The 17,579-nt window shown below is 38.9% G+C and carries 13 protein-coding genes; 7 read left to right on the top strand and 6 right to left on the bottom strand.

Annotation, left to right across the window (positions count from 1 at the left end; all coding sequences use genetic code 11):
- Nucleotides 1-128 precede the first annotated feature (128 nt).
- Entirely contained in the window at nucleotides 129-839 is a 711-nt protein-coding gene (locus HQN83_RS25110; RefSeq protein WP_246254586.1) for a 3-keto-disaccharide hydrolase, read from the bottom strand.
- Nucleotides 840-857: 18 nt separating this feature from the next.
- Nucleotides 858-2,165: a Gfo/Idh/MocA family protein gene (locus HQN83_RS25105; protein WP_173094494.1), complete on the bottom strand. Its 1,308-nt coding sequence runs from the start codon at nucleotides 2,163-2,165 to the stop codon at nucleotides 858-860.
- Nucleotides 2,166-2,485: 320 nt separating this feature from the next.
- Here HQN83_RS25105 and HQN83_RS25100 point away from each other — a divergent pair, with 320 nt between their 5' ends.
- The 5 genes from HQN83_RS25100 (at nucleotide 2,486) to HQN83_RS25080 (ending at nucleotide 6,087) form a co-directional block, all read left to right on the top strand.
- Entirely contained in the window at nucleotides 2,486-2,917 is a 432-nt protein-coding gene (locus HQN83_RS25100; protein WP_173094492.1) for an SRPBCC family protein, read from the top strand.
- A 108-nt stretch (nucleotides 2,918-3,025) separates the two neighbouring features.
- The gene (locus HQN83_RS25095) at nucleotides 3,026-3,367 is read left to right on the top strand and encodes a YciI family protein (RefSeq protein WP_173094490.1); all 342 of its coding nucleotides are present in this window, start codon (nucleotides 3,026-3,028) and stop codon (nucleotides 3,365-3,367) included.
- 101 nt (nucleotides 3,368-3,468) lie between these two features.
- A complete protein-coding gene (locus HQN83_RS25090) occupies nucleotides 3,469-4,707 on the top strand; it encodes an RNA polymerase sigma factor (RefSeq protein ID WP_173094488.1) in 1,239 nt (412 codons plus the stop codon).
- A gap of 157 nt (nucleotides 4,708-4,864) precedes the next feature.
- A complete protein-coding gene (locus HQN83_RS25085) occupies nucleotides 4,865-5,749 on the top strand; it encodes an urea transporter (protein ID WP_173094486.1) in 885 nt (294 codons plus the stop codon).
- Between the two features lie 2 nt (nucleotides 5,750-5,751).
- A complete protein-coding gene (locus HQN83_RS25080) occupies nucleotides 5,752-6,087 on the top strand; it encodes an SMR family transporter (RefSeq protein ID WP_173094484.1) in 336 nt (111 codons plus the stop codon).
- Nucleotides 6,088-6,208: 121 nt separating this feature from the next.
- On the opposite strand, the gene HQN83_RS25075 is transcribed toward HQN83_RS25080, so the two are convergent.
- Nucleotides 6,209-8,410, bottom strand: coding sequence for a hypothetical protein (locus HQN83_RS25075; protein ID WP_173094482.1), 2,202 nt, complete (start codon nucleotides 8,408-8,410; stop codon nucleotides 6,209-6,211).
- A 120-nt stretch (nucleotides 8,411-8,530) separates the two neighbouring features.
- Between HQN83_RS25075 and HQN83_RS25070 the strand changes: the two genes are divergently transcribed.
- Nucleotides 8,531-10,933: a TonB-dependent receptor gene (locus HQN83_RS25070; protein WP_173094480.1), complete on the top strand. Its 2,403-nt coding sequence runs from the start codon at nucleotides 8,531-8,533 to the stop codon at nucleotides 10,931-10,933.
- 2 nt (nucleotides 10,934-10,935) lie between these two features.
- Nucleotides 10,936-12,087, top strand: a complete 1,152-nt coding sequence (locus tag HQN83_RS25065) for a PepSY-associated TM helix domain-containing protein (RefSeq protein ID WP_173094478.1) — start codon at nucleotides 10,936-10,938, stop codon at nucleotides 12,085-12,087.
- Between the two features lie 253 nt (nucleotides 12,088-12,340).
- Here HQN83_RS25065 and HQN83_RS25060 read toward each other — a convergent pair whose 3' ends face one another.
- The 3 genes from HQN83_RS25060 to HQN83_RS25050 are packed head-to-tail and all read right to left on the bottom strand — an operon-like array spanning nucleotide 12,341 to nucleotide 17,477.
- Nucleotides 12,341-13,597 carry a glycoside hydrolase family 27 protein gene (locus tag HQN83_RS25060; protein WP_173094476.1) on the bottom strand — a complete coding sequence of 419 codons (1,257 nt, stop codon included), beginning with the start codon at nucleotides 13,595-13,597 and terminating at the stop codon, nucleotides 12,341-12,343.
- A gap of 43 nt (nucleotides 13,598-13,640) precedes the next feature.
- Nucleotides 13,641-14,546 (bottom strand): metallophosphoesterase family protein, encoded by a 906-nt coding sequence (locus tag HQN83_RS25055; RefSeq protein WP_173094474.1) that lies wholly within the window; start codon nucleotides 14,544-14,546, stop codon nucleotides 13,641-13,643.
- Entirely contained in the window at nucleotides 14,547-17,477 is a 2,931-nt protein-coding gene (locus HQN83_RS25050) for a glycoside hydrolase family 2 TIM barrel-domain containing protein (RefSeq protein WP_217277471.1), read from the bottom strand.
- Nucleotides 17,478-17,579: the final 102 nt, after the last annotated feature.

Below are 17,579 nucleotides of genomic sequence, written 5' to 3'. Positions count from 1 at the left end.
GAAAAACAGAGGGCTTGCTTTTTCAAAAGACAAAAAAAACACTGTTGTTAGCTTAATTTAAATGATTTAATGGTGTGTTTAGATTTTAACCGGACAACAGTGAAATAAATTCAGGATGACGGAAAAACTTACAACTCCGTTATCTTTAAATTACGAAAATGAATCTCTGCCCCCTCAGATTCCATACATAAGTATCCCTTCCTCACCGTTGATTTACTGATCCCATTCACAAACTTGCCATTTACCGATAACTTAATAGTTCCATCCACACAAACCACCGTATAGCTATTCCACTCCCCTTTTCCTTTGCAACGATTCTCTACCGATTTACTGCGCTCACCTCTCGGGTTATCTGGCACTGTTTGTACACCTCCAACCCCAAAAAGCTCTCCATGAACATATGCAATAGGAGGTTTCACTCCGTTAGAAATATTTTGATTTACCCAATCGAGCTCGAGCATCTGTACTTCTACCCCACCCGGCAAACGATTTTCAGCTCCCGGCTTAGCATCACTCCATACAAATACACCCGAATTACCCCCTGCTTCCATGTGTTTCCACTCAACCTGAAGGATAAAATTCTCATACAATTTTTCTGATCGCATAACCCCAATAGGCTTGCCTTTACAAATGAGCAGATCTTTTTCTACCCTCCAGGTATCCGGATCGGTATTTACATTGATCCAATTGATCGCTTCACCTTTAGCCTTACCTCCACTTGTTGTTTGCTCAAACTTTAATTCGGTTCCAAATTTAAGGGGTTTCGACTGCGCATATAATGATGGTTTGCAAAACAGAACGAACAGAAAGGTCATACCTATTCCAGTTAATATTTTCATATCTATAAGGTATGTTGATTAAATTACTTTGGTGATACCAGGTAAAGCTACCGGACGATCTTCCCATTTAAGATCCCAATGATAATCTTCTATTTTAGGGCCTAGTGTTTCGGTAGATTTCATTGCCTGATCCAGCGTAAGCGTTTGTCCACTATAAGCAACCATACGTCCCCAAATAGCCAACATGGTACTATTTGCCATTTCCTCACCCTGATTTATTGGATTTCCACTTCTTATGCCGGCAAACATCTCATTATGCTGAGTTTGATACATGTTGTTTTTCTCTCCGTTATACAGCCATTTGTTCTTTCCGGTGATTTCATATTTGCTACCTACATTAATAATGGCATTTCCATCTGAGCCCAATACGTCTACGCTATTGCGATGCGAAGTTCCCTCTTGCTGTCTGCAGAAATGATATCCTTTAGCTCCGTTTGCGTATTCAAACTCGATGGCAAAATGATCGTATATGTTACCAAAAATCTCATCAACACGCACTTGTCGGCCACCAGTACCGGTTGCACTTATCGGCATCTTTCCACCCATTGCCCACGACATCAAATCAAGACTATGCACTGCTTGTTCAGCGATAAAATCGCCCGAAAGCCAGCTATGATAATGCCAGTTGCGCATTTTATAGGTAAGATCTGTCCAACCCGGTTGACGAGGATTTGACCAGTTTCCAGCTCCATTTCTAAACGTAGAAACAGTTCTTATGTCTCCCAAATCTCCATTTAAAATTCTGCCGAAAGTAGCTCTGCTTGGCAAATCGTACCTGAAACAAAAACCAGATACCAGAGAAAGATTTTTCTCGCGCGCTTTCTTTGCCGCATCTAAAACCTTGCGTATACCCGGTACATCAACTGCTACAGGTTTTTCACAAAAAACATGTTTATTTGCATTGATTGCAGCGGTTAGATGGTCTGGTCTAAATGCCGGCGGAGTGGTAAGCAATACTACATCCACACCAGAATCAATCAGCTTCTGGTAAGCATCAAACCCTATAAATTTATTCTTTTTATCTACTTTAACCCTATCACCTCCAATTTCAACAAGAGCAGCGTATGCTCCATCTAGTCTATCTTCAAAAACATCAGCCAGTGCGGTAATGATTACATCAGGATCTGCTTGCAAAGCCTGAGCTGCAGCACCTGTACCTCTACCACCGCAGCCTATTAATCCTACTTTAAGTTTAGATTTAGCGGAAGAAAACAATGGCGAAGCAAAGCCAGATTGATAAGCTAATGTACTTCCTACCAGTACCAGCCCCGACTTCTTTAAAAAAGATCTTCGATCTGTTAAATTTGGAATTGTAATTTTAGTCATAATATTTGGTTCATTTGGTTGAGTGTGTTCTCCTTAACAGGAGTAGTGTCAAATAAAAATACAGTTAATTTATTAAAACAGCATTTTCTACTAAATTTAAATGAAGTTATTGAAAGATGATGTTATTCACAAAAAGGTTACCTAAAAACAAACATAAAAGCGCCAAAGGTTTTGTCGTATATTCCCCCTTACATTGTCGTTTGCACACACCTTGCCTTATGCTTTTTCGTTGCAATTTTGAAACATCATCAGCTATTTAATTAATTAACTGTTTTTAAATCATCCAAAAGAATAAACAATAACCCTAAAAATTAAACAAAATGAATACAACCGAAAAAACAACAATTACAATAGAAGCTACAGTAAATGCCCCAGTAGAAAAAGTTTGGAACTTTTGGACCGGCCCTGAACATATTATTAAATGGAATAGCCCATCTGAAGATTGGCATACTCCTAAAGCAGAAAATGATTTACGTGTAGGTGGCTCATTCTCATCTCGAATGGAAGCAAAAGATGGAAGTTTTGGTTTCGACTTTGGCGGTGTTTACGACGAAGTTAAAACCAATGAACTAATTGCATACACTCTTGGTGATGACCGAAAAGTGAAAATTCAATTTGTGGCCAACGGTGATAGCACTACAGTAACCGAATCTTTTGAAGCAGAATCTGAAAATCCAATTGAGATGCAGAGAGGTGGCTGGCAGGCAATTCTTAATAACTTTAAAACTTATACAGAAACAAACGCACAATAACATATGCAATTAACATCTCTTTTTAATGGTTAAAAAAAATAACTTAGTGGTGTCCAATTTCGGAGATTACAATCGTCATCTGTTTTTAACCATTAAAATTTAAACAAAATGAAAGAGTTCTTATTTGTATTTAGAAATGATTATCAGTCTGTGCCTAAAGGTTCTCCTGAAGAAATGCAGGCCGAAACTAAACTATGGATGGATTGGATTGGCGGTATCGCTGCACAGAACAAATTGGTTGACAGAGGTAACCGTTTAAGCTCTGAAGGTAACACCGTAAAACCGGGAAATGTAATTACCGATGGGCCATTTATGGAAATTAAAGAAGCCATTGGAGGATATACGCTTGTTAGAGCGGAATCATTAGCGGATGCTACAGAAATGGCCAAAGGCTGTCCTATTTATCAATTTGGCGGAAGTGTAGAGGTTAGAGCAATTAATCCTTTGTAAGCCCTAACCCCGCTGAGTTGTGTATATGCTCATCGTCGTTATCAATTATACTCATCGTTAATTGATAACGACGATGAATATAATTAGGGTAAACTTTCACTATGGAACAATCAGAAGAATTAATACCACATTTATTTAGAACAGAGTACAGAAAACTTACCGCTGTACTCACTAAAATATTTGGCTTGGAGCATATAGAAATTGCAGAAGACATCTCCAGCGATACTTTTCTGTTGGCTTCCGAAACCTGGGGGATAAAAGGTTTACCCGAAAACCCTGTTGCCTGGCTCTATACCGTTGCAAAAAACAAGGCCAAAGATTATTTGAAAAGGAATACCCTTTTCGAACAAAAGATCATGCCCCAAATCCAAAACAGCACTTCCGAAATTCAGGAATTTGAGATTGATTTGTCGGAGCAAAACATTACAGATTGTCAGCTGCAAATGATGTTTGCTATTTGTCACCCTTCCATTTCTTCTGAAGCCCAGATCAGCTTATCACTCCGTGTTCTTTGTGGTTTTGGAATTGATGAAATAGCTACCGCATTTTTAACCAACAAGGAGGTGATTAACAAAAGGCTGTTTCGTGCTAAAGAAAAACTTAGAGAAGAGCAGGTTAAAATAGAATTCCCCAATCCATCAGCAATTGAAGACAGGCTTGAAGTAGTTTTAAGAACATTATACCTTCTTTTTAATGAGGGATATTATTCATCAGGAAACGATGTAACCTTACGAAAAGACGTTTGTCTGGAAGCTATGCGCCTAACCAACCTACTACTTGAAAACAAATCGACGAACAAACCAGCCGTAAACGCACTAATTTCCTTAATGTGCTTTCACGCCTCCCGCTTTGAGGCAAGGGTAAACGTAAACGGAGAAACAATCCTTTATCAGGATCAGAATGAAAATCTTTGGAATGCAGAACTCATCCTACAAGGACAATACTTTTTAACCCATGCTTCTGTAGGAAACAAACTCTCCAAATACCATTTGGAAGCAGGTATAGCTTATTGGCACACCCTAAAGCAAGACACAGAAGAGAAATGGGAAAGCATTTTGCAACTGTACAATAAGTTGCTGCAATTAGAATACTCTCCAATGGCAGCCCTAAACAGAACTTACGCATTATCAAAAGCCAATGGCAAAAACGAAGCAATTATAGCCGCAGAGAAACTAAATCTGAGCAATAATCATTTATATCATGCGCTCTTGGGCAATTTATATACAGGAATTGACAACGCTATAGCTCGTTCTCATTTTCAAACAGCCTTAAAACTGACTAAATCTAAAGCCGATAAAACGGTTATAGCCAGAAGCATAAGCAAACTCGATACTCTTTAAAGCACCCTCCATTTCTAGAAATATTTTAATTGACTATCAATTAGTCTCATTTTTGGCTAAAAGAATGATTTAATTTTAATATTTTTAATCTTGAAGACATCTTAATTTACCACAGCACAATTATACCTTATTGTACTTATTTAAAACTAAACCACCTATGGAGTTATTGGAACGAAAACTACCTTTTTTGAGTACATTATTGAAAGGCGTTGGTCAGATTATGCTTCAGGAGAATGCATTAACCGGACTACTTTTCTTACTTGGTATCTTTTATGGTTCTATCCTTATGGGCTTAGGTGCGGTTTTAGCTGTTTTGGCTGGTACCCTTACAGCCAAAGTATTGGGATACGACAAAAAGGAAACTGAACAAGGTTTATACGGTTTTAGTGCAGCTCTGGTTGGCGTAGCACTTACACTGTTCTTTAAACCGGTTATTATTACTTGGGTAGCCATTATAATTGGTTCTGCTTTGGCAACTATAATACAGCACTGGTGTATTGTTAAAAAAATACCCGTTTTTACCCTTCCATTTGTTCTGGTTACCTGGGCACTCATCTATATTTTTCATCATATCTATCCAATTGCAGCTCCCGAATTGCTAACCGCCGAAACACACATTACCAATGATTTCACATTTGCACTAAGGGGTTTTGGTGAGGTTATTTTTCAGGGAAGCGCCATTTCGGGGATTATTTTCTTTATAGCCGTATTTATCAACTCACCAATTTCTGCACTTTACGGAATTGCAGGAGCAATATTGGCAGCTACTTTATCCGCATTATTTTCTGCCCCTACAGAAGCCATCGAGATGGGTTTGTTTAGTTACAATGCAGTTTTATGTGCCATCGTTTTTGCCGGCGATAAACCCAAAGATGGTGCTTGGGCAGCAGTTGCGGTAATACTATCGGTGTTTATTGCATTTTTAATGAATAAATTTAACTTTATTCAGCTTACATTTCCTTTTGTAGCAGCCACCTGCATTACTTTGGCTGTCAAAAATTTGAACATCAAACAAAGATTAGAACAAACTATAACTGACTAGAAATGTTAAAAACCTACCTTTTTTTATTCATTGCTATCATTTTTGAAATTGTTGCAACATCGGCTTTAAAAGCATCCGACCAATTCAGCAAACTAACACCATCAGTTTTAACTGTTATAGGATATGCAACCGCATTTTATTTTTTGAGCCTTAGCCTCAACAAGCTCAATCTGGGCATTGCGTATGCAATATGGTCTGGAATTGGCATTGTTATGATCTCCGTAGTTGGACTTTTTCTATTTAAACAGAAGCTTGATCTTCCGGCAATAATTGGTATTATCCTAATTATCTGTGGTGTAGTGGTCATCAATGTATTTTCTAAAGCCGTAAGCCACTAAGGTTTTTCGCCAACTACGTCTCTTTTCCATTACACTATCTCAAAAAATTTGAGAGGATATTGGATAATCTTGGTTCCAGGTCATCCAATACTCCTAAACGTGTAAATTAAACACAAACTGACTATTTAAGACTTTTTAAATATCGATAAATACCATTTTCTTTTAATAAAACACAATTATTCCAAAACTGCTCATCATCCAAAGTATCATAGCTATAATCCCACTTGGTAACTGTAGCCAAATTTTCCATGACGCTATTATTAATTACTCCCTTTTTCTTTATAGATTTCGGAAAATAATTCCATTCGTAAATTTCATCTGAGCCTGAGAGAATCACAAAATACCTTACCGTAACTATCCCTTTATCATCTTTAACTTCGATTGGATTGATGATAACCCTTTTATTTGAATCATAAATTAACACAAAGTCTTTCAAAGCAGACTTGTAGCCAGAAATTTGATGCTGTTTTGATTTAATAGATGCATCGTAAAATGGCTTAAAGATATTATTAGCAATACTATCTTCAAGCACCTTTTCTGTAGCAGATTTTTCTTCTTTTAAACGCTCGGCAACTAATTCATACATCCCTATATAGTTCCTGTTTTCACGTTCTACATCTTCCCACATATCCTTGTGTTCATCCCAGTCTGGATGCTTTCTTTTATCCTCTATTTTCTCAAATAGCTTTCCTTCCCAAAAATCAGAATCAATATCAGTAAGCCCCTCTTTAAAATATCCCCAACCCTGCAAGTTATTTAGATATTCCAACTTGCCTTCGCTTTCATTTTCTGCCTCAAAATAAGTGACCATATCTTTTTTATAGTACCAACGGCCATTGCTTAAAACACCTTTAACGATATATGCATAATTCTGTGGGATATCCAGAAAATCTTTATCTCTAATAGTACTACCTGATAATATCTTCACATTATGATCCGTTTTGCTATCCGATAGACCTTTTAGATTTTGCTTATCCACTTTACGAAATAAGAAACCTACGAATTTACTTTTATCATCGCTATAGAACGTTTGATACAAATCAGGAAGATTGATTGTACTATCCGATTCACCAATTACAGATTTGATTAATGATGGATCTGAGTTCTTTAAAAAGATATCGGTTTTAATTATCTCAAACCTTTTTAGGGCTAAAATCCGTTCACCCTGTAATGTCCTGTTATTTGATGCAATTTGGAGAATCACATCTGGTAGAGCAGCAGATAATGCATTATTAATAATGCACTGAATAGAACCATCACAAGTAAATTCAAACCCCTGATTAATTTGATCACCAGTATATTCTTTATCTACCACTAAGGAATTGCTTTCAGCTTCATATAATTGCACCTTAAGGTGTAATACAAATTTACCCTTTTCTTTTGCTACATGCGCAGACGGGAAGCTTAGCACATAAGGCATTTTCTCATCTACAGCAATCTTTGCCAGATCATTTAGTCCATTCTCTGCAGTTATATCTTTTAGAAGAATCAGCGTATTTGGGAAACGCTCAATAAAACGATAGCCGAGGTAATTTTGAGAAAACATGGGGATTTGATTAAAAAAGTTTAGCTTCTCCATATATGCAATGGCACTTTGCCTCATCAACCTTATATTTTCAGCCTTTTCATTTGACAAATCTGGTTGTTCCTGATTGCTAATGTTTGATTTTAACGCCTTATTTTTTTCTTCAATAGCCTTAGTTGCTGAAGGATCAAAACTAATTTTACCAGGGGAGATAATTAACAGTTCGGGCTCAAATTTACTTTTAGGGATCTCATTAATTACTGGCTTCTCTTTAACCTTCGTTTTAATGACCACTCCAAATAGCATCTCAGAAACATTATAACTCTTTAATTCGGCAGCTTCAATAACATCAACGCTAATAAATGTACTATCAGCTATGCTTGCAAGATCACCTTCGTAATTGTTTTTTAATACTTTTCCATTTAAGATATATTGGATTTTTTTATCGCCTCCGTTACTGGTAAGTACCTCTTGGTACTTGGTGGACTTTGATGACAAGTACTTCTGAAAAATTTGTCGGCAGTGAACTTTAGTCTCAATCAAGATCACTCCATTCCTACCCTTTTCTCCATAAGATTTAGAAGATTCTGCTTTAAGAACAGTAACCATCGCGATATCATCCGGATTAATATTATTCATCCCAGATCTGAGTATCTCTTTCCCATCCATAAAGAATAAAAGATCCTTATTGGCATCTCCTCCTTGCTTTGTCGTATCCTGAGCTAAAAGCCCAAAAGAATAGAAAATGAAGAAAACGAAGATAGTTGCAATTGTTAGAGGTTTATTCTTGTAGACCATGAGTGAAAGGTTAATATGCAATATTAAGAAGAATAAAATAAGTTTTCATTTAAAGTTGTTTGTATTAAATCTAAATAAGAATACCTTTGCCGGCAGTTTTAATTATTACACAAACAAACTATGCCAGATTCCCAAATCAAAACGCATGCTCAAAACCAATCCACTTTATTAATAAGTAAATATAAATTATTACTGATTCTATCAGCTCTGCTTCTTACTATCACACCTTTTATCTCATTCGGACAAAACAACAATGATTCGAAGGCTACATTATCAGGTACAGTTAACGATACAGAAGGCCAGCCGCTGAAATATGCAACTGTTGTAGTTAGCGGCGGCAAAAGCACTCCTACTGACAACCTAGGTAAATTTCTGATCAAGGATCTTTCTGCGGGCACCCATCGTATCAGTGTCAGCTTGGTTGGTTATCAAACTGCAGTTAAAGAGGTAAAACTTACCGCTGATACTACTACCGAAGTTTCTTTTGTACTTGAGATAGGAAATGCGCTCTCTGAAGTCATTGTTACAGCTGGTAGAAAACCGGAAAGCCTTAAAGATGTCCCTTCTTCTGTAACTATCCTTACCGCTCGAGATGTAAAGGAACAGCTAAATGTTAACCCTTCAGTCTCTGCAATACTTGGAAATACAATTCCAGGACTTGGAACTTCCAGTAATAAGGCAACCAATTCCGGACAAACCCTCCGCGGCCGTCAGGTATTGGTGTTAATTGATGGTATTCCTCAGTCTACACCTCTTATGAATGGAAGTCGTGACATCCGTACACTTGATCCCGCAGCTATTGAACGCGTTGAGGTCATTAAGGGGGCAACTTCTATTTATGGTAATGGATCTGCAGGTGGTATCATCAACTTTATTACTAAAAAACCTGTTGCAGACAAAACGTTTAGCGGCACAACCAGCGTTGGATTAAATGGTAACCTTGTACATCCATCAAATACAGCCGGATACAGGTTTTCACAAAGTTTCTCAGGAACCGTAAATAAGTTCTCTTATGTAGTGAACGGCACTTACAATTATACAGGCGTACTTAGAGACGCTAAAGGAAACGTAAATGCTCAGGCAGATGGACTTGGCGAGAATTCACTTTATAATACTTTTATCAAACTAGCTTATAAGCCAGATGAACATAGCGAGATTATCGCTTCATACAACCTATTCAGAAGTGTGCAGAGCAGCGACTATATCAATGTAATAGGAAAATACTTAGAAAGTCCTTCTGTTGGTAAAAAAGGCGATGATCCAGGAGAACCTGCCGGAACGCCATACAACCATAATGCCCTAATTTCCTATCATAACGATGCCTTGCCTTTGGGTAGCTCCCTTGATGTTTCGGCTTATTACAATAGTTTTGTTTCTATGAACCGGTATGTAGAGAAGGCAACAGCTTGGTACGGCCCGGGTCAAACTAAGATACAGTCGTTCAAAAAAGGTGTTCGTTTAACATTAAACACACCATGGAAGATGGGTACCTTCGGTAACGGAGAACTGACTTATGGACTTGATCTGTTAAATGACCGAACTAACCAGATCCTTACAGATGGCAGGGTATATATTCCGGATATGAACATGCTCAATCTTGCCCCATACGCCCAAATGAAAATGGACATAATGACCAACTTCGTATTGAAGGCCGGAATCCGCTATGAAAATGCTGACGTTAAGGTACAAGATTTCAAAACTATCGCCAAAGGCCCCAATGGTGAAGGCAGCATTGCGGTAAGCGGAGGTAAAATCCCTTACAATGCAACTACTTTCAACGCAGGTTTACGATACAACAAATATGATATTTTCAATCCTTTTGTGAGTTTTTCTCAAGGATTTGCAATTAATGAATTGGGCCGTATATTGAGAAGTGCAACTAGTAATACACTGGAAAGCATTGCCACGGATCCTATTATTACCAATAACTACGAGGCAGGTTTCAGCAGCAGACTTGGTATTGTCAATTTAACTGCGTCTTATTATATCAGCACATCCAAACTTGGGGCCAACCTTCTTGATATTGATGGATTCCTTGTACCTCAGCGCGAACCAGAACGCATACAAGGATATGAAATTGCAGCTGATGTTTACTTTAACCAGCAGTGGACACTTGGAGGTAGTTACTCATTTGTGGAAGGTAAAGCGGAACAGGCAAGTGGCACAAAAGTATATATGAACGGCTTACGCATTGCACCGCCCAAAGCTACCGCTTACCTTGGTTACCGACCATTAAGCTCACTTGACATGAAACTTTATTGGGTATATACCGGAAGTCGTGATCGTTTTGATGTTCGCGCTAATGGTTTGTATGCTAATAGCGAAGGTGTAGTGAAACCGGTAAGTCTTTTCAATCTTTCGGCCGGCTACCGGATTAATAGTAAATGGTCTGCCGGACTTGGTGTAGAAAACCTTCTGAACAGTTCTTATTACCCTGTAGTAAGTCAATACAGAGCAATTGATGCTGAATATGTGCGGGGCAACGGTGCTACCATGAGTCTTAACCTTTCATACAACTTTTAATAATGTTGCGGAAAATATTTTTCTGGGTGCATAAATGGCTAGGTCTGATTACGGGCCTGGTTGTGTTGATTGTCAGCATAACCGGCTGTATAAACGTTTTTTCAGATGAACTGAAAGAATACTTTTATCATAAACGATATTATGTTGAAACCGAGGGAAACTCTAAATTTTTAAACTTTAGCGAACTGCGCGATCGGGCACAACAGGTACTAGGCCCCGATACTAAAATTTCTCGCAGTGAGATCTATCCAGCCCAAGGCCGTACCTGGGTATTTAGAGCCTCTCTGACCGATAAAAAAGCAATTGGACACTGGAACTATTATAAATATTATTACAGGGTCTATATCAACCCCTACAATGGAGAAATAGTGCACTTGGAAAACTCGAAGAATGAGTTCTTTCAACTGGTACTGAATCTACACATGAACTTGTTATTGGGTGACTCAGTGGGCGGTATGGTGACTGGAATTTCGGCACTGTGCTTTTTTGTTTTACTACTAAGTGGTCTTATTCTCTGGTTTCCTCGGAAATGGAAGGCAAAGGCTTTCAAGAAAGGTCTTACATTTAAACGCAGTGTAGGAATAAAGCGTCTGAACTATGACTTACATAATATATTAGGCTTTTACATTCTAATCCCTGCATTATTAATCTGCATAACAGGTCTCGTCTTCGCCTTTCCATGGGCCGAAAAATCCGTTCAATTTGTAGCCAATGGAGGGAAAACTATTAAAAAGAGGTCCATTCCTTTGTCTACACCAAATGAGTCCTACCATCCTCAGGCTACCGACAGTGCAATTGCTCATCTTTTTCAGGTATATCCTCAAGCTGATGTGTTATCAATCCGAGTTAGGGAAAAGAATACAGATCCAATGGATGTTCAAGTACGGCTAGCCAAAAATAGAACACATGTATTCGAATGGTATTACTTTGACCGTAATACAGGAAAACTGCTGATGAAATATGGTGATCAAGATGTAAAAGGTGGGGAAAAATTCAAGAGTATGAATTATGACTTGCATACCGGAGCTTTCGCAGGGATCCCGACGAAACTACTTGCTTTCTTTGTTTCATTAATCTGTGCTGCTATGCCTGTTACCGGCTTTTTAATCTGGTATAACAAAGGAAAGAAAAGTAAGAAACCAAAAAAGCCTTAGATTTCTCTAAGGCTTTCTAGCGTACCCTATGCCATATTGAGGACGAAACAATTTAAAGACGATTTAATCAAAATAGCCAAATTGCCTATTCGTAAAGAAGTCATGGATCGTATTCAACCGAAGAAGCATCTGCATTAACAATTTAAGTAGTTAATTATCTATAACGGTTCATCCTTTATGTCTGGCCCAGAGACGAACGTATTAAACAAAAAGTTGACTATAATTGAGATTGAAACAATTAAAGTAGATTTAATCAAAGCTTTTTACCTTCCTGGAAAATATTTAACGGTTTTGATTTACCGCTAACCTTGATCACTATTACTCCATGGGATGGTACTTCAAAGTTTTGTGACTTCAATTTTATTAGTCTACTGCCTTTATGCTTCCATAAATCACGGATTTTATAACCACTTGCAGCATCAATGCCAATATTATCAAGATCAAATGTAATAACCTCCTTTTTTGCCGATCTATTGAGTAAAACCACAGCAACCTCACCACTCATTGTCGAAACTAATGGCTTTGCCCATACCTCGAGTTCAGCATTTTTTTTCAATCGGCGTGCTTGGTAACCTAATTTATCCTGGTTTAGGGCAATGATCTCTTTGTTTGTAACCAAATCTAATGTTTCTTTTGAAACTGTTCTAAGATCATTCCCGAGTAACAGTGGAGAATTCATGACACACCACATGGTGAAATGCGATTTATCTTCTTCATAGCTCATACCTCTTCCAACCTGTAGCATATCCATATCATTAATATGCCCGGGAGCACTGTATTCCCATAAGTCTGCATTTTTATCAATAATGCGCAAAATAGAGCCAAATTCATTACCGATATCACCGGAAATACGCCATGAATCAGCAATTTTAATAGCCCATTTACCAGGAAACTGCCAACGACAAATGTTAAATAATACATTACTGTTTATAGCTCTAATACGATCGGCAATTTGTGTATAGCGGACTTCTTCGCTCAGGCCTAATCTTTCTCCTCCACACCAATCGACTTTTATAAAATCATAACCCCAGGTTTTGAGCATCAAATTCAAATCTTGTTCGTCATGCCCATACAAACCAGACCCTACTCCCATGGTATCATTGTCGTACACCGATGCGCAGGTATTACTACCTGCATCAGAATATATTCCTGCTTTTAGCCCTTTACTGTGAATATAGTCTGCTAACGCCTTCATTCCAGAAGGAAAACGTCCTGGATGTGTTAGCAAATCACCATTCGCATTTCTTCCGCCAAAAAAACCATCGTCAATATTTACAAAATTATAACCTGCATCTCTTAGTTTGGTTGAGATCAATTTATCCGCCTGTGCTTTAATAATATCCTCACTAATGGCCACTCTAAAATTATTCCAGCTGGACCATCCCATAATCGGTGTTTTCCGTTTAATGGTTTTTTTCTGGGCCGAAACCGGAATAGTGGATTGCGCATTCAGTGTTGTACAACAAATGCATGAAGACAGCAAAAACAGCGTAAACAAAAACCTATTCATTTTAAAAGTTTAATTTGTGTGTATTAAATTTGAATATTACTTATCAATAATGATGTTCGATATACTTATTCTCCGCCCGGCCGTCTTCATATAAATCTAAAATAGCATAACCTGGAGCTGTTTCGCGATAATAGCCCTTGCCTGCAGATTGCTTATCGCCCTCTTCCCACCAAAAGCCGCTCAGGGAACCATTACAATAATAATTCACGCCATTGTATTCGGCAGCATCCAGCAGGTGGATATGCCCGCTTAAACAGGTGATCTTTTTATCCTTATGTTTATAAAACAAATCGGTGATGTAGCGAGAATCGGTATGATTGCCACCTTCCATAATGGTGCTTACTCCCAAAATAGGATAATGACTTAAACATAATACCGGTGTACCTTTAGGCAATGCTGCTAAATCTGCTTCCAGCCAAGTTCTTTGCTCAGGATCCAAAGATCCTGCATTGGAATTGTTACTGTCAAGAATTACAAAATGCCATCCCTGTTTTTGAAAACTGTAGTACCGGTTAGGGATATTCAATTGTTTTACCACATGAGGTTTCCCGTACATGGCATCCTGCTTGTCCGGGGCTGCCCACCACATGTCATGATTCCCTAAACAGCTGTGCATTTCATATTCACTTAGCTCACTTCTCAGTTCCTTCCAAATCGCCCACTGCGCCTCTACACGATCCCGGGTGATGTTCCCATAATCTGCCGCAAAAATCGTATCACCCCCGTTCAAGAAGAAATCAATTTTATGCTTTTTTATTTCTTTCATACACTGACGAAAACGATCCGGGGCATTCAATTCAGGCCTCATGTGTATATCGGTAAGATGTGCAATACGCAATATCCTTTTCGTTTTAGGACTGGCAACCGGTTCTGCTGCCATTGCACCGCCCTGTATGGACAATGCTCCGGCAACTAAACCAATACCTTTTATAAGCTCTCTTCTTTTCATTTATTTATCTTTAAAGAGTGTTACTTCTGCCAGTCCAGCCCTACCCTCGCTTGCAGATAATATCGAGACTCTGAAATACTTGATTGTCTTTTTGAAACGGACAGGTTTAAAGTCCCAGCCTGTACATTCCTTTTCGTACACCAGTTCCCAGGTTTTACCATCTGAGGACACCTCCACCTTATGACCATACTTTGAACTATCTTTTTGAAATCTTACCCGACTTCCTACTACAGTTGTTGGTTCTTTCAAGGTCAAAGTAACCACTTGAGGAAATTGATCTTGATTGGCAATCCACCAGCTGTAATCATTGCCGTCTAATAAATTTGTTGCAGGAAAATCAGGGTGGGAAGATGTTGTGGCAACATTGCTGATCTCCACTTTGGGTTTAGTAAGAAAGCCTTTATCCCATTTGGTGGGCTTCACTATTGCACCATCTTCTTCCTGCCCTTTAAATTCTCCATGTGTACCATCAGGCAAATGCATCCCTTTGTACGCGACTGTGTTTATGGTTAACTGGCCGGCCTTCATCCCTTTGGATTCAACCTGGATTTCTATTTTTCCCGCTTTTTTGGATGTTCTGATAAACGCAAATCCGATTCCGGCCTCTACAGCCTGAGGATTGATTTCAACCCTCGATATACCGTCACCAATCAATGTACCCTCGCCTTTAACACGAATAAAAATCTCAGATTTTGCATCATGCACTACTGAACCATTGGCATCGCAGATTTTAAAATAAACGGGAATCATATCTGATCCATCTGCTATAGGAGCGATATGGTGATCAGGAATAACAATCTCCAAATGATCGGCCTCACCGGCCGTCCGAACTGCGTGCTCAGTCACCTTTTTCCCATTTACATATCCTATGGCCTTCAGTTCTCCTGGCTCAAAACCACCGGCATCGAACACAAAACTTGGACTCCCACCTTTGGCCACAATATGAGGATATACCTTTGCGCGCTCAGCACGAGTCTGTTTTCCAATGAGCTTATTATTTCTATACAGCTCAACTGCATCACAATTTGAATAAACTGTAATGTCGGAAGTTGATGTTTTGTACTTGCCTGATGAATTAAAGGAAGCAACGAATACCATTGGTCCCTCATACAGTCCTTTTTGCGAAATTGCACTAGGGCGCATGCTCTGCATCATATAATAGGCAAACTTCGGATACCGGTTCACATCTACTACTCCAGAATACATCGTTTCTTCCTCTGCACCCCTGGTATAATCATTGTAACTCCACATAAAATGTCCGCCCATTCGAGGGTTGGCATCCAGCATACACCAGTCAAAATATCCGTCACCGTTCAATTGGGTCAGACGGCTACGCCCTTGCCGCATCTGCTCATACTCGTTTTCGACCATGCTTACCCGAGGTTTTTCTCCTACACCATCTCCCCATTCCCTGGCAAAAAGTGGCTTGATAGCAATCTGATCTTCCAAATAATTACTCATCACGCTTCCATCTTTTGGAAACTTGCTAACCTGCTTGTAGAAAACATCATAATAGGGTTCTGTTTCTTCATGGCTAAAATAATCGCCGGCGGTATAAAGCTGATTTCCTGGATACTCTTCATGCGCGGCCTCAAAAATACGTTTAACAACTTGTAGCGGGTAGGTTGTTTCATTCAACGCAGTTTCCCATAATACAATGGAGGCTCTGTTGCGATCCCTTCTGATCATGTTTCGTGTAATGGATTCTAGGCGATCAGCAAAGACCGGATTTTCATTAAAAATCTGCCAGCCCGGCACACATTCCACAACCAGCAGCCCGTATTTATCACAAGCGGCCAAAAAAGCCGGATCCTGTGGATAGTGCGCCGCTCTTACAGCATTGTATCCTCCCTTTTTCATATCAATAACATCTCGTTCCTGCATTGAATTTGATGCTGCATCACCGATGTTAGGAAAAGCTTCATGACGATTGGCACCTACCAGATACAGATGCTTTCCATTGATAAAGAAACCTCCATCACGTGTAAACTTAATTGTACGGACGCCTATCTTTTCAGTTCGAACATCTACTACCTTTCCATCCTCAAACAACACCTGGCTCTCTAGCGAATACAAATAAGGGGTATATGGGTACCATAATTTAGGATTAATCAAATTCAGATCCTGCTCAATCAAACTATGCTTACCTGCTCCGAGCTGAAATTTACTTTTGCTCCGGGCCACTACTTTTCCGTTTGCATCTTTAAGCAAGGTTTGCAAATACCCTTCTTTCGCAGCGGCATACGAATTGGCAACTTCAGTTTTCACATGAACCACTGCCTGCTGCTCATTTACTTGGGGATAGGTTACAAAAACACCACTTGCCCTGGTACTATGCTGAGCCAGCTCACTTGTAATATGAAGTTTATCGGTTACAATCAGATTTGCATCACGATAAATACCACTGTAATAATAAAAATCCAATCGGCCTTGTGGTTTTCCCGGGGGCGTCAGTGAATCATATTCTGCCGATACGCGAACAGCGATCACGTTATTTTCATTGTTGAATTTTACTTTATTCGAAACATCCATTGTAAATCCAACGTATCCTCCATGATGGATACCGACACTTTCTCCGTTTACAAACACTTCACTGTTGCTCATAATTCCTTCAAAATTCAGAAGAACCCGCTTATCAGCCTGGTCTTTGGATAATTTAAAGTAACGGCGATACCATCCAACACCGTCATAGATGATATCAGCTCCATTGTGTTTCTTTTCCAATTGCATGATATGTGGTAAAACTACCGGCATCCATTTTGTATCGTCATAATTGAGCATCTGGGCCTGCTTGGCATCACCCCTATAAAATGCCCAGCCTGTATTCAGGTTATAATCCACCCTTGGGTTTTTACTTTTACTGTTTGCTTCACCAGTCTGCATCAATAGGATGACGGTAAGCACAATGCATTTTTGAAATATTCTAGACATCTTTATTTAATAATCATTTACAAATAACAGTTATTTTCTGAACTCTGCTGAATTAGGATATGGCATTACTTCTATAGCCTTAAGGTTTGCGCCATTAACAGT

This window comes from Pedobacter foliorum (assembly GCF_013266735.1).
Taxonomy (GTDB): Bacteria; Bacteroidota; Bacteroidia; order Sphingobacteriales; family Sphingobacteriaceae; genus Pedobacter; species Pedobacter foliorum.
Note: the sequence above shows the minus strand (reverse complement) of the source record. Positions and strands in the feature narration are given on the sequence as shown.

Excerpts from the sequence above, each read along its gene's own strand:
- HQN83_RS25110 (WP_246254586.1), bottom strand. The coding sequence starts at position 839 with ATGAAAATATTAACTGGAATAGGTATGACCTTTCTGTTCGTTCTGTTT.
- HQN83_RS25105 (WP_173094494.1), bottom strand. The coding sequence starts at position 2,165 with ATGACTAAAATTACAATTCCAAATTTAACAGATCGAAGATCTTTTTTA.
- HQN83_RS25100 (WP_173094492.1), top strand. The coding sequence starts at position 2,486 with ATGAATACAACCGAAAAAACAACAATTACAATAGAAGCTACAGTAAAT.
- HQN83_RS25095 (WP_173094490.1), top strand. The coding sequence starts at position 3,026 with ATGAAAGAGTTCTTATTTGTATTTAGAAATGATTATCAGTCTGTGCCT.
- HQN83_RS25090 (WP_173094488.1), top strand. The coding sequence starts at position 3,469 with ATGGAACAATCAGAAGAATTAATACCACATTTATTTAGAACAGAGTAC.
- HQN83_RS25085 (WP_173094486.1), top strand. The coding sequence starts at position 4,865 with ATGGAGTTATTGGAACGAAAACTACCTTTTTTGAGTACATTATTGAAA.
- HQN83_RS25080 (WP_173094484.1), top strand. The coding sequence starts at position 5,752 with ATGTTAAAAACCTACCTTTTTTTATTCATTGCTATCATTTTTGAAATT.
- HQN83_RS25075 (WP_173094482.1), bottom strand. The coding sequence starts at position 8,410 with ATGGTCTACAAGAATAAACCTCTAACAATTGCAACTATCTTCGTTTTC.
- HQN83_RS25070 (WP_173094480.1), top strand. The coding sequence starts at position 8,531 with ATGCCAGATTCCCAAATCAAAACGCATGCTCAAAACCAATCCACTTTA.
- HQN83_RS25065 (WP_173094478.1), top strand. The coding sequence starts at position 10,936 with ATGTTGCGGAAAATATTTTTCTGGGTGCATAAATGGCTAGGTCTGATT.
- HQN83_RS25060 (WP_173094476.1), bottom strand. The coding sequence starts at position 13,597 with ATGAATAGGTTTTTGTTTACGCTGTTTTTGCTGTCTTCATGCATTTGT.
- HQN83_RS25055 (WP_173094474.1), bottom strand. The coding sequence starts at position 14,546 with ATGAAAAGAAGAGAGCTTATAAAAGGTATTGGTTTAGTTGCCGGAGCA.
- HQN83_RS25050 (WP_217277471.1), bottom strand. The coding sequence starts at position 17,477 with ATGTCTAGAATATTTCAAAAATGCATTGTGCTTACCGTCATCCTATTG.